Annotated in this window: 18 protein-coding genes and 1 tRNA gene; 9 read left to right on the top strand and 10 right to left on the bottom strand. The window is 73.0% G+C overall.

The features are described 5' to 3' along the window. Positions 1 to 20 precede the first annotated feature (20 nt). Positions 21 to 2,846: an AAA family ATPase gene (locus ACLV7J_RS05515; RefSeq protein WP_411868114.1), complete on the bottom strand. Its 2,826-nt coding sequence runs from the start codon at positions 2,844 to 2,846 to the stop codon at positions 21 to 23. Positions 2,847 to 2,856: 10 nt separating this feature from the next. Continuing rightward, positions 2,857 to 4,086 (bottom strand): metallophosphoesterase family protein, encoded by a 1,230-nt coding sequence (locus ACLV7J_RS05510; protein WP_411868113.1) that lies wholly within the window; start codon positions 4,084 to 4,086, stop codon positions 2,857 to 2,859. A gap of 107 nt (positions 4,087 to 4,193) precedes the next feature. Between ACLV7J_RS05510 and ACLV7J_RS05505 the strand changes: the two genes are divergently transcribed. Both ACLV7J_RS05505 and ACLV7J_RS05500 read left to right on the top strand, forming a co-directional pair. Next, positions 4,194 to 4,595, top strand: a complete 402-nt coding sequence (locus ACLV7J_RS05505) for a c-type cytochrome (RefSeq protein WP_411868112.1) — start codon at positions 4,194 to 4,196, stop codon at positions 4,593 to 4,595. 108 nt (positions 4,596 to 4,703) lie between these two features. Beyond that, the gene (locus tag ACLV7J_RS05500) at positions 4,704 to 5,645 is read left to right on the top strand and encodes an outer membrane protein (protein WP_411868111.1); all 942 of its coding nucleotides are present in this window, start codon (positions 4,704 to 4,706) and stop codon (positions 5,643 to 5,645) included. A 51-nt stretch (positions 5,646 to 5,696) separates the two neighbouring features. On the opposite strand, the gene ACLV7J_RS05495 is transcribed toward ACLV7J_RS05500, so the two are convergent. After that, positions 5,697 to 5,963: a YciI family protein gene (locus ACLV7J_RS05495; RefSeq protein WP_411868110.1), complete on the bottom strand. Its 267-nt coding sequence runs from the start codon at positions 5,961 to 5,963 to the stop codon at positions 5,697 to 5,699. A gap of 175 nt (positions 5,964 to 6,138) precedes the next feature. Between ACLV7J_RS05495 and ACLV7J_RS05490 the strand changes: the two genes are divergently transcribed. Continuing rightward, positions 6,139 to 6,618 carry a hypothetical protein gene (locus ACLV7J_RS05490; RefSeq protein ID WP_411868109.1) on the top strand — a complete coding sequence of 160 codons (480 nt, stop codon included), beginning with the start codon at positions 6,139 to 6,141 and terminating at the stop codon, positions 6,616 to 6,618. 31 nt (positions 6,619 to 6,649) lie between these two features. On the opposite strand, the gene ACLV7J_RS05485 is transcribed toward ACLV7J_RS05490, so the two are convergent. From ACLV7J_RS05485 to ACLV7J_RS05465, 5 genes are all read right to left on the bottom strand, one after another. Beyond that, the gene (locus ACLV7J_RS05485) at positions 6,650 to 6,811 is read right to left on the bottom strand and encodes a hypothetical protein (protein ID WP_411868108.1); all 162 of its coding nucleotides are present in this window, start codon (positions 6,809 to 6,811) and stop codon (positions 6,650 to 6,652) included. A gap of 47 nt (positions 6,812 to 6,858) precedes the next feature. Further along, positions 6,859 to 7,584, bottom strand: coding sequence for a class I SAM-dependent methyltransferase (locus ACLV7J_RS05480; RefSeq protein ID WP_411868107.1), 726 nt, complete (start codon positions 7,582 to 7,584; stop codon positions 6,859 to 6,861). Between the two features lie 50 nt (positions 7,585 to 7,634). Beyond that, positions 7,635 to 8,447, bottom strand: coding sequence for a tryptophan synthase subunit alpha (gene trpA, locus ACLV7J_RS05475; RefSeq protein ID WP_411868176.1), 813 nt, complete (start codon positions 8,445 to 8,447; stop codon positions 7,635 to 7,637). Between the two features lie 170 nt (positions 8,448 to 8,617). Next, complete coding sequence (locus ACLV7J_RS05470) at positions 8,618 to 8,953, bottom strand: DUF3007 family protein (protein WP_411868175.1); 336 nt, start codon at positions 8,951 to 8,953, stop codon at positions 8,618 to 8,620. Between the two features lie 17 nt (positions 8,954 to 8,970). Further along, complete coding sequence (locus ACLV7J_RS05465) at positions 8,971 to 9,207, bottom strand: NAD(P)H-quinone oxidoreductase subunit L (protein WP_411868174.1); 237 nt, start codon at positions 9,205 to 9,207, stop codon at positions 8,971 to 8,973. 121 nt (positions 9,208 to 9,328) lie between these two features. Here ACLV7J_RS05465 and ACLV7J_RS05460 point away from each other — a divergent pair. Next, a tRNA-Leu gene (locus tag ACLV7J_RS05460) sits at positions 9,329 to 9,412 on the top strand. A 5-nt stretch (positions 9,413 to 9,417) separates the two neighbouring features. Here the strand turns inward: ACLV7J_RS05460 and ACLV7J_RS05455 are convergent. Next, positions 9,418 to 9,864, bottom strand: coding sequence for a hypothetical protein (locus ACLV7J_RS05455; protein WP_411868106.1), 447 nt, complete (start codon positions 9,862 to 9,864; stop codon positions 9,418 to 9,420). A gap of 102 nt (positions 9,865 to 9,966) precedes the next feature. Continuing rightward, positions 9,967 to 10,101 (bottom strand): hypothetical protein, encoded by a 135-nt coding sequence (locus tag ACLV7J_RS05450; RefSeq protein WP_411868105.1) that lies wholly within the window; start codon positions 10,099 to 10,101, stop codon positions 9,967 to 9,969. A gap of 335 nt (positions 10,102 to 10,436) precedes the next feature. Here ACLV7J_RS05450 and ACLV7J_RS05445 point away from each other — a divergent pair, with 335 nt between their 5' ends. The 5 genes from ACLV7J_RS05445 (at position 10,437) to cax (ending at position 15,210) form a co-directional block, all read left to right on the top strand. Beyond that, positions 10,437 to 10,988 carry a L,D-transpeptidase gene (locus ACLV7J_RS05445; RefSeq protein WP_411868104.1) on the top strand — a complete coding sequence of 184 codons (552 nt, stop codon included), beginning with the start codon at positions 10,437 to 10,439 and terminating at the stop codon, positions 10,986 to 10,988. Between the two features lie 274 nt (positions 10,989 to 11,262). Next, the gene (locus tag ACLV7J_RS05440) at positions 11,263 to 12,249 is read left to right on the top strand and encodes an extracellular solute-binding protein (RefSeq protein ID WP_411868173.1); all 987 of its coding nucleotides are present in this window, start codon (positions 11,263 to 11,265) and stop codon (positions 12,247 to 12,249) included. Positions 12,250 to 12,384: 135 nt separating this feature from the next. After that, entirely contained in the window at positions 12,385 to 13,002 is a 618-nt protein-coding gene (locus ACLV7J_RS05435; RefSeq protein WP_411868103.1) for a helix-turn-helix domain-containing protein, read from the top strand. 94 nt (positions 13,003 to 13,096) lie between these two features. After that, a complete protein-coding gene (locus ACLV7J_RS05430; protein ID WP_411868102.1) occupies positions 13,097 to 13,975 on the top strand; it encodes a metallophosphoesterase in 879 nt (292 codons plus the stop codon). Between the two features lie 104 nt (positions 13,976 to 14,079). Then, on the top strand, positions 14,080 to 15,210 hold the full coding sequence (gene cax / locus ACLV7J_RS05425) for a calcium/proton exchanger (RefSeq protein ID WP_411868101.1): 1,131 nt from the start codon (positions 14,080 to 14,082) through the stop codon (positions 15,208 to 15,210). Position 15,211 lies beyond the last annotated feature (1 nt).

Here is a 15,211-nt window from a genome sequence, read left to right as displayed (position 1 = left end):
GACGGCGTGCTCCAGAGATGTCAGCCCAGCTGGATCAGCCGGATGGCTTCCTCCGGCTCCTCCCAGTCCGGATCGGCCTGCAGCAGCGCGTCCTCGCCATAGGCCGCCGGATCGCAGGAGAGCAGCACGATCTGCACGCCGTGCTCGATGGCCAGCCGCAGCATGCGCCGCAGTCCTGGCAGCCGCTGCGGATCGCTGTTGGTGAAGGCGTCGTCGAACACCAGCGGCAGGCAGCCGTCGTAGGCGGGCTGCAGCACCTCGGCCAGGGCGAGCCGCAGGGCCCCCGCCAGCTGCTCGCGCATGCCCCCGCTCAGCTTCTCGAAGTCGTAGGCCTCGCTGCCCTGGCGCAGCTGCAGATCCTGGAAGCCCCGCTCGGGGTCAAAGCGGAGCAGCGGCGCCCGCGGGTCGCGGCCCAGGGCCGCCAGGTAGGGGGCGATGGCCTCCCCCAGGGGCTCGCTGTAGCGGTTGGCCAGGTCGGTCTGGGCGGCGTGGAAGCGGGCCTGCAGCAGCTGCAGGGCCTGGCCCTGGCCCTCGATCGCGTCGCACTCGGCCCGGGCGGCCTCCCACTCGGCCTGGCGGCGCTCCAGTTCCGCCACCGGGTTCTCGGCCCCGAGGCCGGCGCAGCGCTGCTCCGCCTGCCCCAGCTGGGTGAGCAGGCTCTCCCGCTCCTGCTCCAGGCGCTCCACGGCGGCCCCGAGCGCTGCGGCGGGATCGGGGGCGGCCGCGGTGGCTGGATCAGCAGCGGCAGCGCTGCCCAGATTCGCGCCGTCGGGCGCGGACGCGGCCACCTCGAGGGCTGCCAGGGCGGCCTCGACCGCCGCGATCTGAGCCTGGCGCTCGCGCCACTGCCCCTCCAGCTCCGCCAGGGCCGCGGCGGCCCCGTCGCCTCCCGCCTCAGCCTCCGCGGCCGCCAGCCGTTCGGCCAGGGCCCCGAGCGATCCGGCCAGCTGCTCAAGCCGCCCTCGGCTGGCCACCAGCTGGCGGCCCTGCTCCCGCTCCCGCTCCTCGGCCTGCTGCAGCTGCTGGACGGTCTGCTCCAGCTGGCGCACCAGCACGGTGGTGGTCTGCCGCAGCCGCTGCAGCCCCTCCTCCAGGCCCTGGCGGTCGAGCCCGTCCAGGGCCGGAGACTCCGGATCGGCGGCCAGGGCCCGGCGCACGGGATCCAGGGCAGCCAGCCCCAGCTCCAGGCGCTGGCGCCGGGGTTCCAGGGCCGTGATCCGCTCCTGCAGCCCCGACCAGGGAATGGCACTCGCAGCCTTGCGCAGGTTGGCCAGCTCGCTCTCCAGGCCCCGCCGCTGGCGTTCGATCGCCTCCGCCGTCTCGCTGTCCGCCACCCCCAGACCCTCCCGCAGGTCCGTGAGGGCGACCTGACTGCGTTCCAGTTCGGCCCTGGCCTGGGGCAGGGCCTGTCCGCCGCCGGGGCTGAGGCGCAGGCGCACCCCCGCCCCCACCTCCAGCTCGCTGCTGGCGCTGAGCCGCTGGGGTTGGCCGATCTCCAGGGCCACCCCATCGAGGCGCACCGGCAGGTCGGCGCTGAGCAGCTCCAGGCTGGCGGCCATGGCCTGGCAGCGGGCCCTGGCCTCGGCCAGGGCCCCCTCCGCCCGCCGCAGCTCGCGCACCTGCTCGGGGCCGATGGCGGGCAGGGCCGCCAGCTGCTGCTTCAGCCCCTCCGCCTCCGCCTGCAGCCGCCCCAGCTGCTCCTGGTGCTCGCGCAGCTGGCGCTCCTCGGCCTCCAGCTGGAGCTGGTCGAGCCGCAGCTGCAGCAGCTCCTGGCGCTCCAGCAGCTGCTGGCGCTGGTCCTCCAGCCGCTGCCGCTGCTGGGTGCCCTGCCCACAGGCGGCGCGGCTCTCCGCCAGCTCCGCCTCCAGCCGCTGCACCGCGGCGGCCTGTCGGGCCTGGTCCTCCAGCTGCTGCGCCTGCTGGCCCAGCAACTCCTGCCGCTGGCGCTGCTGGCGCCGCCGCCGTTCCAGGGCCTCGGCCAGGGGATCCCGCTCGGCAATGGCCAGGCGCCGCCGCTGCTCCAGCTGCTCCCGCTGCCGCTGCCGTTCCGCCTGCTGCCGCTGGCGGGCCAGCAGGGCCGGCCGCTCCTGGTCGTCGATGGCGCCCAGGCGCTCCTGGATGGCGCGCAGCTGCTCCATGGCCGCCTCCAGTTCGCTGAGCCGCTCGCGGGCCAGGCCCAGCTGGCTGGCCGCCTCGGCCTCGCGCCGCTGCACCTCCGCCAGGCGCGAGCCGGCCCGCACCTTGCCCGTGCTGGTGAACAGCTCCGCCAGCCGCTCCTGCAGCAGCTCCAGCACCCGCCGGTCCAGGGGCGATTCCAGGGCGCCGCTGCTGCCGCGCTGCTGGAGCTGATCCACCAGCCGGCTGAAGTCGTAGCTCTCCTGCTTGGCCTGGAGCGGGTTGCGCGCCGCCTCGCCCTGGCGCACCCACAGGTGGGCCCAGCGCTCCGGCAGCTGGCGGATCTGGGTGCCGGCCACGGGACCCTCCACCCCCAGCAGCGCCGCCAGCTGCTCCTCGGCGGCGGCCCCCGAGAGGGCCACGCCGGCGCCGTTGCTGAGCTGGCAGGTGCCGCTGGCGCCGGCGAAGCGCTTGCGCAGCTGCCAAGGCTGGCCGCCGGCCTCAAAGCCGATCTCCACCTCCGGCAGGCCCGGATGCAGGCGCGAGCGCAGCTCCTCCACGCCCCGGCCGGTGGCGGTGGCCCGCAGGAACAGCCCCTTGTGCAGGGCCTCCACCAGGGTGGACTTGCCGGTTTCGTTGGCGCCGCCGATCAGGGTGAAGCGGCGGCCGAAGCGCAGTTCCAGGTCGCGGTGCTGGCGCACCTGGCGCAGGCGGCAGTGCAGGAGACGCATCGCTTCCTCCTCAGCCCCGCTCCGCTGCCTGCAGGCAGCGGTGCAGTTCGCCCAGGGCCCGGCGGATCAGGGTGGGCGGGTCGCCCGGCCCATCGCTGGCCGCTGTCCCGTTGGCCACGGCAGCGCTCGCTGCGGCCGCCAGCAGATCGGCCTGCAGGCCGGCGGCCACCCGGGCGATCAGCGGATCCCCGGGCCGGCCGGTGAGCTCCGCCAGCTCGCTCTCCCCTGGTGCCTCCTCGCAGCGGCCGCGGCGCTTCAGCCGCAGCAGCTGGGCTTCCAGCCGCTCCAGCAGGGCTTCGTAGCGCCGATGGCCCTCCAGGCTGAGGCTGCCGCTCTCCTCCAGCAGCAGCAGGTCCTGGCCGAGGGCATCACCCAGCAGCTGCTCGAGCTGCGCCTCGAAGCGCGCCAGATCATCGTCATCGCCGAAGTGGACCCGCAGCGGCAGCCAGCGCAGCTGGCCGGTGGGCAGGGGCTCGACCCGCGGCGGCGCGCCCCGCTCGGCCTGCACCAGCAGCACCTGGCCGCCCTGGTAGTCGGGGCTGCGCGGAAAGCGGTCGGGTTCGGGGGTGCCGGCATACCAGCCCTTGGCATGGACCTGCTTGAGGCCGTGCCAGTCGCCCAGGGCGACGTAGTCGACCTGCTCCAGCAGGCCGGCCTCCAGCTGCAGGCGATTGACGGCGGCGGCTGGATTCTCCTCATCCGCATCCAGGTCGGCGCCGCCGAAGCCGTGCACCGAGCCGTGGGCCAGCAGGATGCGGGCCTTGCCGGCCGGCAGGGCGGCCCAGTCGAGCTGGCGCAGCCAGCCGCAGGGATCCTCCGCGTCCGTGCGGCGCAGCAGCGGGCAGGGCAGCAGCACCGCCTGCTCCAGCTCCAGGGGCCGGCGCTCCAGCAGCAGCTGCAGGTTGGGGGCCCGCCGCTGCCGCTCGGCCTGGAAGAACGCCCCGTGCCAGACGCTGCCGGGGGCGCCGTGGTCGTGGTTGCCGGGGATCACCAGCACGGGGATCTCCAGCCGACCGATGGCCTGGCAGACGGCACTCACGTCGCTGCTGCTGGGGGTGGGGGAGTCGAACAGGTCGCCCGCCACCACCAGGAAGCCGGCGCCATGGGTCCGGGCGGCGGCACCGATCCGATCGATGGCGTCCAGGCGCACCTGGCGCAGGCGGGCCCGCTTGTCGGGATCGTGGACCCGGGCGTAGGGCTTGCCGATCTGCCAGTCGGCGCTGTGCAGAAACAACGGCATGGTGCGGCCCGATCCAGCGGATGCCCATTCCAGCGCCTGGTGGGCGTTGCGGGGCGTCCGGCGCGCCCGGGCTCACCGACAGACTGGAGCGGTGTCGCTCCGTGCCGATGGCCGCTGTCCTGCCTGGCTCCGCTGAAACCGCTGCCGGCCGGCCGGGTGGACTCCTCGTGCGCTGGTGGCTGCGGCTGCTGGTGCTGGCGGCCCTGTTCCTGCTCGTGGTCTGGCCCCGGCCCGCCTGGGGGCTGTCCGAGGCCAGGGGCGCCCAGCTGTTTGAGCAGCACTGCGCCGGCTGCCACGTGAATGGCGGCAACATCCTGCGCCGGGGCAAGACCCTCAAGCTGGCGGCCCTGGAGCGCTACGGCCGCGCCGATCCCGCGGTGATCGCCACCATCGCCGCCGCCGGTGTGGGCCAGATGGGCGGCTATGCCGCAGTGCTCGGGGAGGGCGGCCCCGAGGCGGTGGCCGACTGGGTGTGGCAGCAGGCCCAGGCCGGCTGGCCCCGGGGCTGAGGGCAGAGGCTCGCCGCAGCTCCCTGTGCCAGGAATCAATCCGGGCGCGGTGCCATCCCGGTGTCTGTGGCGATGACTACAGAGAAGGGAGATCGTTAGGAACCCCCCATGGCCAACGCCCGTTTTGCTGCCCTGCTGCTGGGCGCCGGTGCCGTGCTCGGCGCTTCGGGCTTCGGTGCCGCTCCGGTCCGGGCCGCTGAGGACCCCCTGGGCCAGGAGCCGCCGGCCCAGGTGGCGGCGGCCGTGGCCCAGGGCAAGGCCGCTGAGAGCCAGATCGCCCAGGCTCCCCAGGCCGGGCCGCAGCTGGCCCAGGCCAACGTGCAGGTCGCCCAGGGCTACGTGCCGGAACCCGTGCCCTACGAGCAGGGCAAGGGCTTCTACGCCACCATCGGCCTGGGCGCCCAGTGGCCCCAGCACCGCAGCTTCGACGTCAACAACACCGGCATCGACGGCGATGTGAACAGCGGCGGCGGCTTTTCGGGTGATATCGGCCTCGGCTACGACTTCGGCGCCATCCGCACCGAGCTGACCTACGGCTACAGCCGCTCCAGCGTCAACGACATCAGCATCAGCACCAACCGCTTCGGCAGTGGCAGCGTGGATGCCTCCGGCAATGTGGACAAGAACGATGTGCTGCTGAGCGCCTACTGGGATATCCCCACGGGCTCGCGCTGGTCGCCCTATGTGGGCGGCGGCATCGGCTACTCCAACATCGGCACGCCCAACATCAGGGTGGGCAACATCAACACGGGCGGTGGCAACTACGGTGCCTTCGGCTATCAGGCCAAGCTGGGTGTGAGCTACATCGCCAGCTACAACACCGACATCTTCCTGGAGGGCGTCTACCAGGGCGCCACGGGCCACACCGTCAACGACGTGGATTTCGGCTCCTTCAACAGCTGGGGCGCCAAGCTGGGCTTCCGCTATCGCTTCGCCCAGCGTCCCGCAGCCGAGCCGGTGGCGACTCCCGCCCCCGCGCCCCGCTACTCGGCCCCGGCCCCGGCTCCCGAGCCGGCTCCCGCCCCTGCGCCCATCCGCGGCCTGTGGTGAGAGGGGCTGCGGCCGCCGGGGCCTGAGCCCCGGCGGCTCGGCCAGCTGCGATCAGAAGGCCTGGATCCAGGGGTACACCTGGAGGTCGGTCCAGATGCCATGGCGCCAGTAGACGTCGCCATGGAGCAGCCCTTCCACCTGCTCTCGGCTCTCGGCCTCATAGATGCCGAACACGTGGCTGCTGTCCTCGGTGGGGCCTAGCGTCACCAGCAGGCCGGCCTCCTTCTGGCGCTGCAGCCCCGCCAGGTGCTCCTCCCGGTAGGGGGTGCGCCTGGTGAGGGCGTCGTCGCAGTAGGTGCCCCAGAGCACGAAACGCATGGCGGCTGGCGGGTGAAAGGCCCCGACCCTAGGCGCCGGCTGGCCGAGGGCCCCGCCGCGCCTCGGCTCCTTCCCGGGGTCCGCGCTCTCGGGCCGTGGGTCCAGCGCCGCCCGGGGCTTCCGCTGACGGCCTGCCGGCAGCAGCATCGGTCAGGCCCTGCCCGGCGGACAGCCCATGGACTCCCTGCCCACCCCACTACCGCCGCAGAAGCCAGGCCCGTCCCCGGCGGGTGGTCCGGCCCTGCGGCTGCTCACCCTGTGGATCGCCTGGTTTCTGGCGATGCTGTTCCACACCGACCTCGGCCTGATGCCCCTGTTCCACGGGCTGTCGCCGGAGATCGAGAGCCATGTGGATCCGGCGCAGCTGCCGGCGGTGTTCGGGGCGATGCTCGGCTATTTCCTGGTGCCCCTGGCGGCCCTGGTGCTGATCGCCTATGCGGATACCAGCGCCAGCGGTTGGCGGCGCTGGCGCTGGTTTCACCTGGGGCTGGGGCTGCTGTATTCCGTCACCAACATCGCCCACATGGTGGTCGACATCCTGATCCCCGATTCCCGGCTCGATCAGGTGCTGCTGATGGGGGTGATGGTGCTGATCGGGCTGCTGATCAACCTGGAGAGCTGGCGCTGGTGCCGCGCTCCCCGGGTCGTGCGTTGAGGGCCCGGCCGCGGCGCGCCCATGGGCCGGCTCAGCTGATGCTGAGGCCGATGCCCAGCAGGGTGATCATCGCCGCGATCACGGCCACGGCCCAGAAGGCGTGCTGGTTGGCGTCGGCCCGGGTCTCGCCGGCGACCATCGCCACCTCGTCGGCGTAGAGGTTGTCGTGGTTTTCCATGTCGTGGGTGTGCATGGCCGGCTCCCGTGGTACCCGAACCGTAGAAACGGGATGGGGGCTTGTCAGCCGATCCGGCCCCAGCGGCCCATGAACGGCCAGCGCACCAGCAGGGGCGCGGCCCCCTGCTGCGGCCAATGGCCGGCCAGCTCCCGGCCCAGCTCCGCCAGCGGCTCCACCCCCTGCTCCCGCGCCGCCTGCACGGCGGACCAGGTGCCCAGGTAGCCCAGCAGCTGGGTCAGATCCCAGTGGCGCTCGATCCAGAGCTCCCGGGGAAAGGGCCACTCCCGGCCGGGGAACTCCAGATCGGCGTAGGCCCGATCCACCAGCTGCCGCTGGGGCGGCCACCAGGGGGCCAGATCCGCGTCGTAGAAGCGATCGAGCCGTGCCTGCAGCGCTGCGCTCTCCAGCCGCAGCGGCAGGTAGCCGATCCAGGCCATGGCGGCTCCCGGCCGGGCCACCCGCCGCACCTCCGCGGTGAAGTCGGGGCCGGCGAACCAGTGGATGGCGGCGGCCACCAGCACCCCGTCCACGCTGGCGCCGGCCAGGCCGCTGGCCTGGGCCGGCGCCTGGCGGTAGCGGATGAGGGGGTGGCGCACGGCCTGGGCCAGCTGGGCCCCGCTGGCGTCGCTGGCCTCCACCCGGGCGAACTGGGCAGCCAGATCAAGGGCGGCCTGGCCGCTGCCGCAGCCGCAGTCCCACACCACGTTGTGGGCGGCGCAGCGGCGGGCGAAGGCGGCGAAGAAGGCCGGCGGGTAGGTGGGCCGAAAGGCGGCATAGTCCGCCGCCACCGCCTCGAACAGGGCCGCCGGCCGTGACGGTGGCGGCGCGTCCGGGCGGTTCAGGCGTCCAGGGCGGCGCGCAGCTCGCCGCAGAAGCGGCTGGCGGCGGCGGCCACGTCCTGGCCGTTGGCACCGGCCTCGGCCATCGCCTTCACCAGGGCGCTGCCCACGATGGCGCCGTCGGCGCCCCAGTCGCGCACCTGGCGGGCCTGCTCGGGGCCTGAGATCCCGAAGCCCACCGCCACCGGCGTGGGGCCCAGGGCCTTGAGCTGCCGCACCAGATCGGCCACCCGCGATTCGATCGTGGTGCGCACGCCCGTCACCCCGGTGACGCTCACCAGGTAGGTGAAGCCGCGGCTGCTGGCGGCGATGCGGGCCATGCGCTCGGGCGGGGTGGTGGGGGCCACCAGCAGCACCAGATCCAGGCCGTGGCCGGCGGCGATGGTGGAGAGGGTCTCGGCCTCCTCCAGGGGCAGATCGGGCACCACCAGGCCGGCGGCGCCGGCGGCGGCGGCCTCCCGGCAGAACGCCTCCATGCCGCGGTTGAGCAGCGGGTTGCTGTAGGTGAACAGGATCACCGGGATCGTGAGCTCGCCCTGGAGGCTGCGGAGCATCTCCAGCACCCGGCCGGGCGTGGTGGCGGCGGCCAGGGCGCGGCTGGCGGCCGCCTGGATCACCGGGCCGTCGGCCAGGGGGTCGCTGTAGGGGATGCCGAGCTCGATCAGGTCCGCGCCGGCGGCCTCGAGGGCCAGCAGGGCGGAGCGGGTGATCGCCAGCTCCGGGTCTCCCGCCATCAGGAAGGGCATCAGGGCGCAGCGCCCCTGGTCGTGCAGCTGGGCGAAGCGCTGCTGGATCGGGGAGGCGTTGGTCACGGCAGCGTGGATCACGTCGGCAGTCGTCGCGGCAGCAGTCGTCACGGCAGCGCCAGATGGGCCGGTGGACGCGGTGCCAGTGAGCCTATGGGGTCGGGGGTCGGGCCCTTGAAATCCGTGGTCGGGCTTCAGCGATCCGCGGTCGGGATTCTGAGATCAGCGGGCGCGCCTCAGAGATCCGCGGTGTCCTCCAGCTGGCCCAGCTCGCGCAGCAGTTGCTCCTGCTCGGCGGGGCTGAGGGCATCGAAGCGCTGCTGCAGGGCATCGTCCGTGGCCGCGTCGTAGACGTCGCGGTAGCGGCGGCGCTGCTCCATGTAGGTCATGTTGCCGGTCACGACCCGCAGCAGGTAGGAGCCGGTCCAGCCGAGCACGATCACCACCAGCACCGCCTGGGCGGCGATGCCGGCCGAAAAGCCCTCGAAGCCCGCGGCCTGGAAGCCCCAGTAGCCGAGGCCGCCGATCGCAAAGACCGCCAGGCCGGCCAGGAGGGCCGTGCCGCGGCTGATGCCGGAGGGAGCGGGCATCAGAGGTCGCCCTGGCCCGCCATGCGCAGGTTGAGGAAGGGGGCGAACAGGATCAGGCCGGGGAAGAACAGGAACACCAGCCCGTAGACGGCCGTGCGCTCCAGCTTGCCCATCACCGTCCAGCGGCGGTTCATCCACCAGAACAGGGCCAGCGGCACCACCACCAGATAGGCCCCGGCCAGGGCGACGTAGGCGGCCAGCACGAGCAGCGACTCCGTTCCCAGCTGGTCCACCAGGGCGCCGAGGGAGGGCAGGGCGGCCAGGGGGCTCAGGATCCCAGGCAGGGGCACGGGGCTGGCGGCGTAGTTCTGAGGGTGAATTTAGGATGGCCGGGCCGGCCGCTGGGCGCGCCTGGCCGGGGGCATGGCGGAAGTGGTAGACGCAACCGACTTAAAATCGGTAGACGGTGACGTTGTGGGGGTTCAAGTCCCCCTGCCCCCATTGCCTCAGGGCCGCCGCAGGGCCCGTTCCAGTTGCCCCAGGCAGAGGCCGCCGTGGGAGCAGAGGGCCACGTAGTGGCCGTTCACATAGGTGCCGGGGCCGGCGCTGGGCGGTCCGCCAGCCGTTGCCCCGCTGTCCCTCGACGGGGAGGAGCCCTCCGGACTCCCGCCAGCCGGCCCGCCGGCCGAGGAGCCGCCCGACGGGCTGAAGCTGCTGGGGCCCATGGCCTGGGAGCCCTGGCTCTGGGATTTGCCCAGGCTGTTCTTCACCTGTTGCAGCGTGTTGCCGTACTGGGGCGAGGCGGTGTTGTTGAGGGTGCCCTGGATGGCGCTGGCGCCGGTGGCATCCAGCAGGGTCTGGGCCTGGGCGGCGGGGCCCAGCGCCAGCAGCGCACCGGCCAGCAGCGTGGCCGTCAGTGGGCCAGGGCCCTGGGGGGTGTGTGACCGGGTCATGGCGGGCCGGGATGGTCCTGGGGCCAGGGTAGGCAGGGACGGGGCTCCGGTTGAGGGGCGTTTCACGGAAGGGCGCTCACCGTGCGCACAGCCGAGGGGCGCTCAGCGGCGGCCCAGCAGGTCCTCCCAGCTGGGGGGCGTCGCCGGGAGGGGCTGGGCCGGGCGGTGCGGCTGGCGCGCGCCGCTGCGCACGGGGGTCGGGCTGCCGTGGGCAGGCCTGGGGGTCTGTCGTGTCATGGAGATCTCCCCGGAGGTGGGGATGGGATGTGGATATGGATGTCGCACCGAGACCCGCTCTCCAGACGCTTGGGTGCTCTGGGGGAAGGGATCTCAGGCCAGCTGTGGAGCTGGGGGGTCGGCCCGGGTCGCGGGGGCCGTGTCTGTCTCGAAACTCGACGCGTCCCACGGGGAAGCGCGTCCGGTCTGTCAAGCGGTGCTGGGTTCCGGCGCTGGCTTGTTGGTTCTCGCCGGGTGGGCCCCTGAGGGCTCGCCGCGACCGCCGGATCCCTACACCATAGGCCCTGGTGCCAGCTGCGTCTGCGCGCTAACACCGGGCCACTCGCCAGCCGGCCGTGGACCGTTCCCCGATTGCACGGCGTCCGCCGCTGCCGCTGCTGGCGGCCCTGCTGCTGGCCGCGCCTGCCCTCCCCCCGCCGGCCCTGGCCGAGCCGCTCCCCGCGGCCAGCTCCGGGCAGATCAGCCTCAGCCGCACCGAGCGGCATCTGGAGGCCACGGGCGATCCCGTCTGGGAGCTGGCCCTGCTGATCCCCGGCCAGCCCCCGCGCCGCTTTGACGCCCTGGTGGGGCGAGCGGCCCGTCAGGCGGCTGATCGCCACCAGCTCGGCAGCCAGGCGCCCCTGCCCAAGGGCCGCTACCGGATCAGCGAGCTGAGTGAGATCCCGAGCGGCGACAATCCGGAGCTGGGTCGGCTCCATTGGATCGGCCTGGAGCCGCTGTTCGCCACGGCCCGCCGCGGCCTGGGCATCCACCACGATCCCAGTGCCGGCCTGGGCCGCCGCAGCGGCACCGATGGCTGCATCGGCCTGATCCAGGGCAACGACCTGGTGACCCTGGTGGATCTGGTGCGGCGCAGCGGCATGCGCGAGCTGGACGTGCGCGACTGAGCCCCATGGCTGACCAGCCCGGGTGGGGCGCCGCCCTGTAGCAATCGTCACGTTGACCTGCGCCATCGGTGCGGCGGGCTGGAGCCAGGCGGTTTTTAGGGTCCCCTCAGGTGTTCCGATCCGACCTGACGACCCCACCATGTCCCCTTCTGAGTCCCGTTCTCCGTTGCACGACACCCCGTCCAGGCCCGCCGCGCCTGCAGGCCTGCGGGCGGCCTTCACGCCCGTGCGGCTCGCGGGGGCGGCCCTGCTGGCCATCAGCTTCAGTGCGGCGATGCTGGCGGCCAGGGCCCAGCAGGCCGGTGGCGGTGCCGCCGGCGCCAAGGAGATCGGCGTCTATTCCGGCCGCCACTACAACACCGACCAGGAGCTCTACCGCCGCTTCACGGCCCGCACCGGCATCAAGGTGAAGCTGCTGGAGGCCAAGGACGACGCCCTGATCGAGCGCCTGCGCAGCGAGGGCAAGAACAGCCCCGCCGACGTGCTGGTGCTGGTGGACGCGGCTCGGCTCGACAAGGCCGCCGACCTGGGCCTGTTCCGGCCGACGCGGTCGGCCGCGCTGCTGCGGGATGTGCCGCTCGACCTGCGCGATTCCAAGGGGCGCTGGTACGGCCTGACCCGCCGCGTGCGCATGGTGGTGGTGAACCCGAAGCTGGTGAATCCCGCCAGCATCCGCACCTACGCCGACCTGGCCAAGCCGGCCCTCAAGGGCAAGCTCTGCCTGCGGGATCGCAAGAGCGTCTACAACCAGTCGCTGGTGGCGGACCAGATGATCCTGCGGGGCGAAGCCGCGGCCACGGCCTGGGTCAAGGCGATGACCGCCAACGTGGGCCAGCCCTACTTCACCTCCGACACGCCCCTGGCCCGGGCGGTGGCCAACGGCCAGTGCGGCGCCGGGCTGGTGAACACCTATTACGTGGCCCGCATGCTCTCGGGCGAGAGCGGGGCCGCCGATCAGGCCCTGGCCCGCCGCCTGCGGCCGGTGTTTCCCAGGCCGGCCCACGTGAACCTCAGCGGCGCCGGTGTGACGGCCCACTCGCGGAATCCCCAGGCGGCCCTGAAGCTGATCGAATTCCTGGCCTCCCCCAGCGGCGGCAAGGGCTACGCCGAGGCCAACCACGAGTACCCGCTCAAGGGCTACGGCGACAACGCGATCCTCAAGAGCTTCGGGGCCTTCACGCCCGACCGGGTCTCGGCGGAGCAGATGGGCGCCAAGAACCGGGCGGCGGTGCGGCTGATGGAGGCCAGCGGCTGGAAGTGAGCCCCTGGGGCCCGGACGAACCGGGCCCCGGCCTCGCAACATCCAGTTGTTACTGAGAATCGCTTGCAAAAGGCCGCGGGGTTGTTTATCTTGCGAGTCATTCGCAATAGGTCGCCGCGCGGCCGCTCCCCGTCCATGGCTCTCCGCCTCCCCTCCGCTGCTGTCGCCCCCGCCGCCTCCCCCGTCTCCCTGCCCGTGCGCGTGCCCGTTGGCCAGAGCGTGCTGCTCGATCCCGGCCTGCGCGGCGAACGCAGCTGCATCGCGGTGCTGGAGGGGGTGGCCCGCGTCTACTGCCCCTGCGAGGAGACCGCCGGCATGACCCTCGCCTTCCTCCAGAAGGGCGATCAGCTGCGCACCGACCGCCTCTGCAGCGAGGGCATCTGCGTGGAGGCCCTCACGCCGCTCCAGTTCCGCTGTGATGGGGAGCCGGGCCTCGGCGACGGTTTCGATCCGGTGAACGAGTGGACCCTGCAGCTGCTGCGCATCCGCCACCTCGGCAGCGCCGAGCAGCGTCTGCATGCCCTGTTGGCCCTGCTGGTGCGGCGCCTGGGTCGCCGCTGCGGCCCCTGGTGCGACCTGCCCTTCCGCCTCACCCATGAGCGCATCGGTGAGCTGATCGGCGCCACCCGCGTCACCACCACCCGGCTGCTCTCGCGCATCCGCCAGGCTGAGCTGCTGGTGGTGCCGGCTGGCCAGGGCGGCCTGCGCCTGGCCCCGGAGCTGGTGGAGTCGGCGCCGCTGGCGGCCAGCTGAGGCCAGTGCGCCTGGCCTGATCACGGCGGGCCGCCACGGCCCGGATCCCCCATCCCTGCGGCAACCTTGGAGCCGCTTCCACCCCTTCCCACCCATGCGGCGCCGCGCCCTGCTCCAGCTGGTTCCTGCCCTGGTGGCGGGCGCGGTGGCGTCAGGGCTGCTGCTGCCGGGCCTGCGGCAGGTCCGGGCCCAGGGGGCCCAGCGCCCCCTGCGCTTCCTGGCCGTGGCCGACACCGGCAGCGGCGATGCCAACCAGCGCGCCGTGGGGCGCCAGATGGCGGCGGTGCACCGCCAGCGGCCGGTGGATCTGGTGGTGCTCGGTGGCGACAACATCTACCCGTCGGGAGACATGGCCCTGATCGAGGCCACCTTCCGCCGCCCCTATGCCGAGCTGCTGGCGGCCGGCGTGCCCTTCCACGCCGTGCTGGGCAACCACGACATCCGCACCGCCAACGGCGAGCCCCAGATCGCCTACAAGCCCTTCGGCATGGCGGGCCGCTGGTACAACCTGCGCCGCGGGCCGGTGGAGTTCTTCTTTCTGGATACCAATGGCAACACCGACCGCCAGCGCCAGCTGAGCTGGCTGCGCACCGTGCTGGCGGCCAGCACCGCCCCCTGGAAGGTGGTGGTGGGCCACCATCCGATTTTCTCCTCAGGCTTCTACGGCAACGATCCTGGGGCCCAGGCGCGGCTGGTGCCGCTGATGCGCCGCTACGGCGTGGCGCTCTACATCAACGGCCACGAGCACAACTACGAGCGCACCCGTCCGATCGACGGCATCACCTACCTGATCGTGGGCGGCGGCGGTGCCAGCCTGCGCCGGGTGGTTCCCGGGCCCCAGAGCGCCCGGGCCCTGAGCACCTTCAGCTTCGCGGAACTGGAGGCCAGCCCCGAGCGCCTCAGCCTCAGGGCCTGGGACAGCCAGGGCAAGGAGATCGACCGGGCGGTGCTGGCGGAGCGGCCCCGGCCCTGAGCCTGGGGCGGATCCGGGCTGACCTCCCTCCGCCGCCCCGAGGTTGGGCGCCATTGGCCAATCCGAGCAGAATGCCGCTACCGGGCCGGGCGATGGCAATTCCCATGGTGTCCACGCGTGACCAGCCGCACCGCACGCCCTCGCTGCGCCAGCTGGCCGCCACGGGCCTGCTGGCGGCGCTGCCCCTCTCCTGGGCCGCCGTCTGGTGGCACTGGGGCGACCTGCCGGTGTTCTTCAGCTCGGCCGTGGCGATCCTGCCCCTGGCGATCTGGCTGAGCACCGCCACCGAGGAGCTGTCCCTGGCCCTGGGGCCCTCGATCGGGGCCCTGCTCAATGCCCTGTTCGGCAACGCCACCGAGCTGATCATCGCCCTGGTGGCGCTGCGGGCCGGCCTGGTGGACATCGTCAAGGCCAGCATCACCGGCACGGTGATGGCCAACCTGCTGCTGGCCCTGGGACTCTCGATGGCCCTGGGGGGCCTGGGGCGCCAGGAGCAGCGCTTCCAGCCGGTGGTGGCGCGGGTCAACGGCTCGGCCATGACCCTGGCGGTGCTGGCGATCCTGATCCCGAGCCTGTCCCTGGCCTCCGGCCGCGATGTGGCGGCCGGCAACCTCGCCTTCTCTGGCTTCGTGGCCTGGGTGCTGCTGGCGGTCTACGCGCTGACGCTCGTCTTCTCGCTGCGCACCCACCGCGCCCTCTACGCCGTGGCCGAGGCGGATCTGGGCGAGGCCCCGGAGGAAGCTTCGCTGGAGGCCGGTCAGCCCCAGCACCGCCCACCGCTGCTGCCCTGGCTGCTGGTGCTGCTGGCGGCCACCGCCGGTGTGGCCGTGGAGTCGGAGCTGTTCGTGGGCGTGGTGGAGACCGTGACCGAGGGCTTCGGCCTCTCGGCCCTGTTCACGGGCGTGGTGCTGCTGCCGCTGCTGGGGGGCACCGCCGAATACCTCACCGCCGTGACGATGGCCCGCAAGGACAAGATGGACCTGGCGGTGTCCGTGGCCCTGGGCTCCACCCTGCTGGTGGCCCTGCTGGTGGTGCCGGTGCTGGTGCTGGTGGGCCCGCTGCTGGGCCATCCGCTGGATCTGAGCTTCGATGTCTACGAACTGGTCGCCGTGGCCACCGCCGTGCTGGTGAGCAATCTGGTGAGCCTCGATGGTCGCTCCGACTGGCTGGAGGGGGTGCTGCTGCTCGCCGCCTACCTGATCCTGGCGGCGGGCTTCTACTTCCAGGGGGCCTGAG

The sequence above is a fragment of the Vulcanococcus limneticus LL genome (assembly GCF_943369875.1).
GTDB classification, from domain to species: domain Bacteria; phylum Cyanobacteriota; class Cyanobacteriia; order PCC-6307; family Cyanobiaceae; genus Vulcanococcus; species Vulcanococcus limneticus_A.
This window is presented reverse-complemented; position numbering and strand designations above follow the sequence as displayed.

What these genes read in the sequence shown, in the direction of transcription:
- ACLV7J_RS05510 (WP_411868113.1), bottom strand. Translation starts at nt 4,086, where the DNA reads ATGCCGTTGTTTCTGCACAGCGCCGACTGGCAGATCGGCAAGCCCTAC.
- ACLV7J_RS05490 (WP_411868109.1), top strand. Translation starts at nt 6,139, where the DNA reads ATGGACTCCCTGCCCACCCCACTACCGCCGCAGAAGCCAGGCCCGTCC.
- ACLV7J_RS05455 (WP_411868106.1), bottom strand. Translation starts at nt 9,864, where the DNA reads ATGACCCGGTCACACACCCCCCAGGGCCCTGGCCCACTGACGGCCACG.
- ACLV7J_RS05505 (WP_411868112.1), top strand. Translation starts at nt 4,194, where the DNA reads ATGGCCGCTGTCCTGCCTGGCTCCGCTGAAACCGCTGCCGGCCGGCCG.
- cax (WP_411868101.1), top strand. Translation starts at nt 14,080, where the DNA reads ATGGTGTCCACGCGTGACCAGCCGCACCGCACGCCCTCGCTGCGCCAG.
- ACLV7J_RS05450 (WP_411868105.1), bottom strand. Translation starts at nt 10,101, where the DNA reads ATGACACGACAGACCCCCAGGCCTGCCCACGGCAGCCCGACCCCCGTG.
- ACLV7J_RS05440 (WP_411868173.1), top strand. Translation starts at nt 11,263, where the DNA reads ATGCTGGCGGCCAGGGCCCAGCAGGCCGGTGGCGGTGCCGCCGGCGCC.
- ACLV7J_RS05495 (WP_411868110.1), bottom strand. Translation starts at nt 5,963, where the DNA reads ATGCGTTTCGTGCTCTGGGGCACCTACTGCGACGACGCCCTCACCAGG.
- ACLV7J_RS05515 (WP_411868114.1), bottom strand. Translation starts at nt 2,846, where the DNA reads ATGCGTCTCCTGCACTGCCGCCTGCGCCAGGTGCGCCAGCACCGCGAC.
- ACLV7J_RS05485 (WP_411868108.1), bottom strand. Translation starts at nt 6,811, where the DNA reads ATGCACACCCACGACATGGAAAACCACGACAACCTCTACGCCGACGAG.
- ACLV7J_RS05500 (WP_411868111.1), top strand. Translation starts at nt 4,704, where the DNA reads ATGGCCAACGCCCGTTTTGCTGCCCTGCTGCTGGGCGCCGGTGCCGTG.
- ACLV7J_RS05435 (WP_411868103.1), top strand. Translation starts at nt 12,385, where the DNA reads ATGGCTCTCCGCCTCCCCTCCGCTGCTGTCGCCCCCGCCGCCTCCCCC.
- ACLV7J_RS05430 (WP_411868102.1), top strand. Translation starts at nt 13,097, where the DNA reads ATGCGGCGCCGCGCCCTGCTCCAGCTGGTTCCTGCCCTGGTGGCGGGC.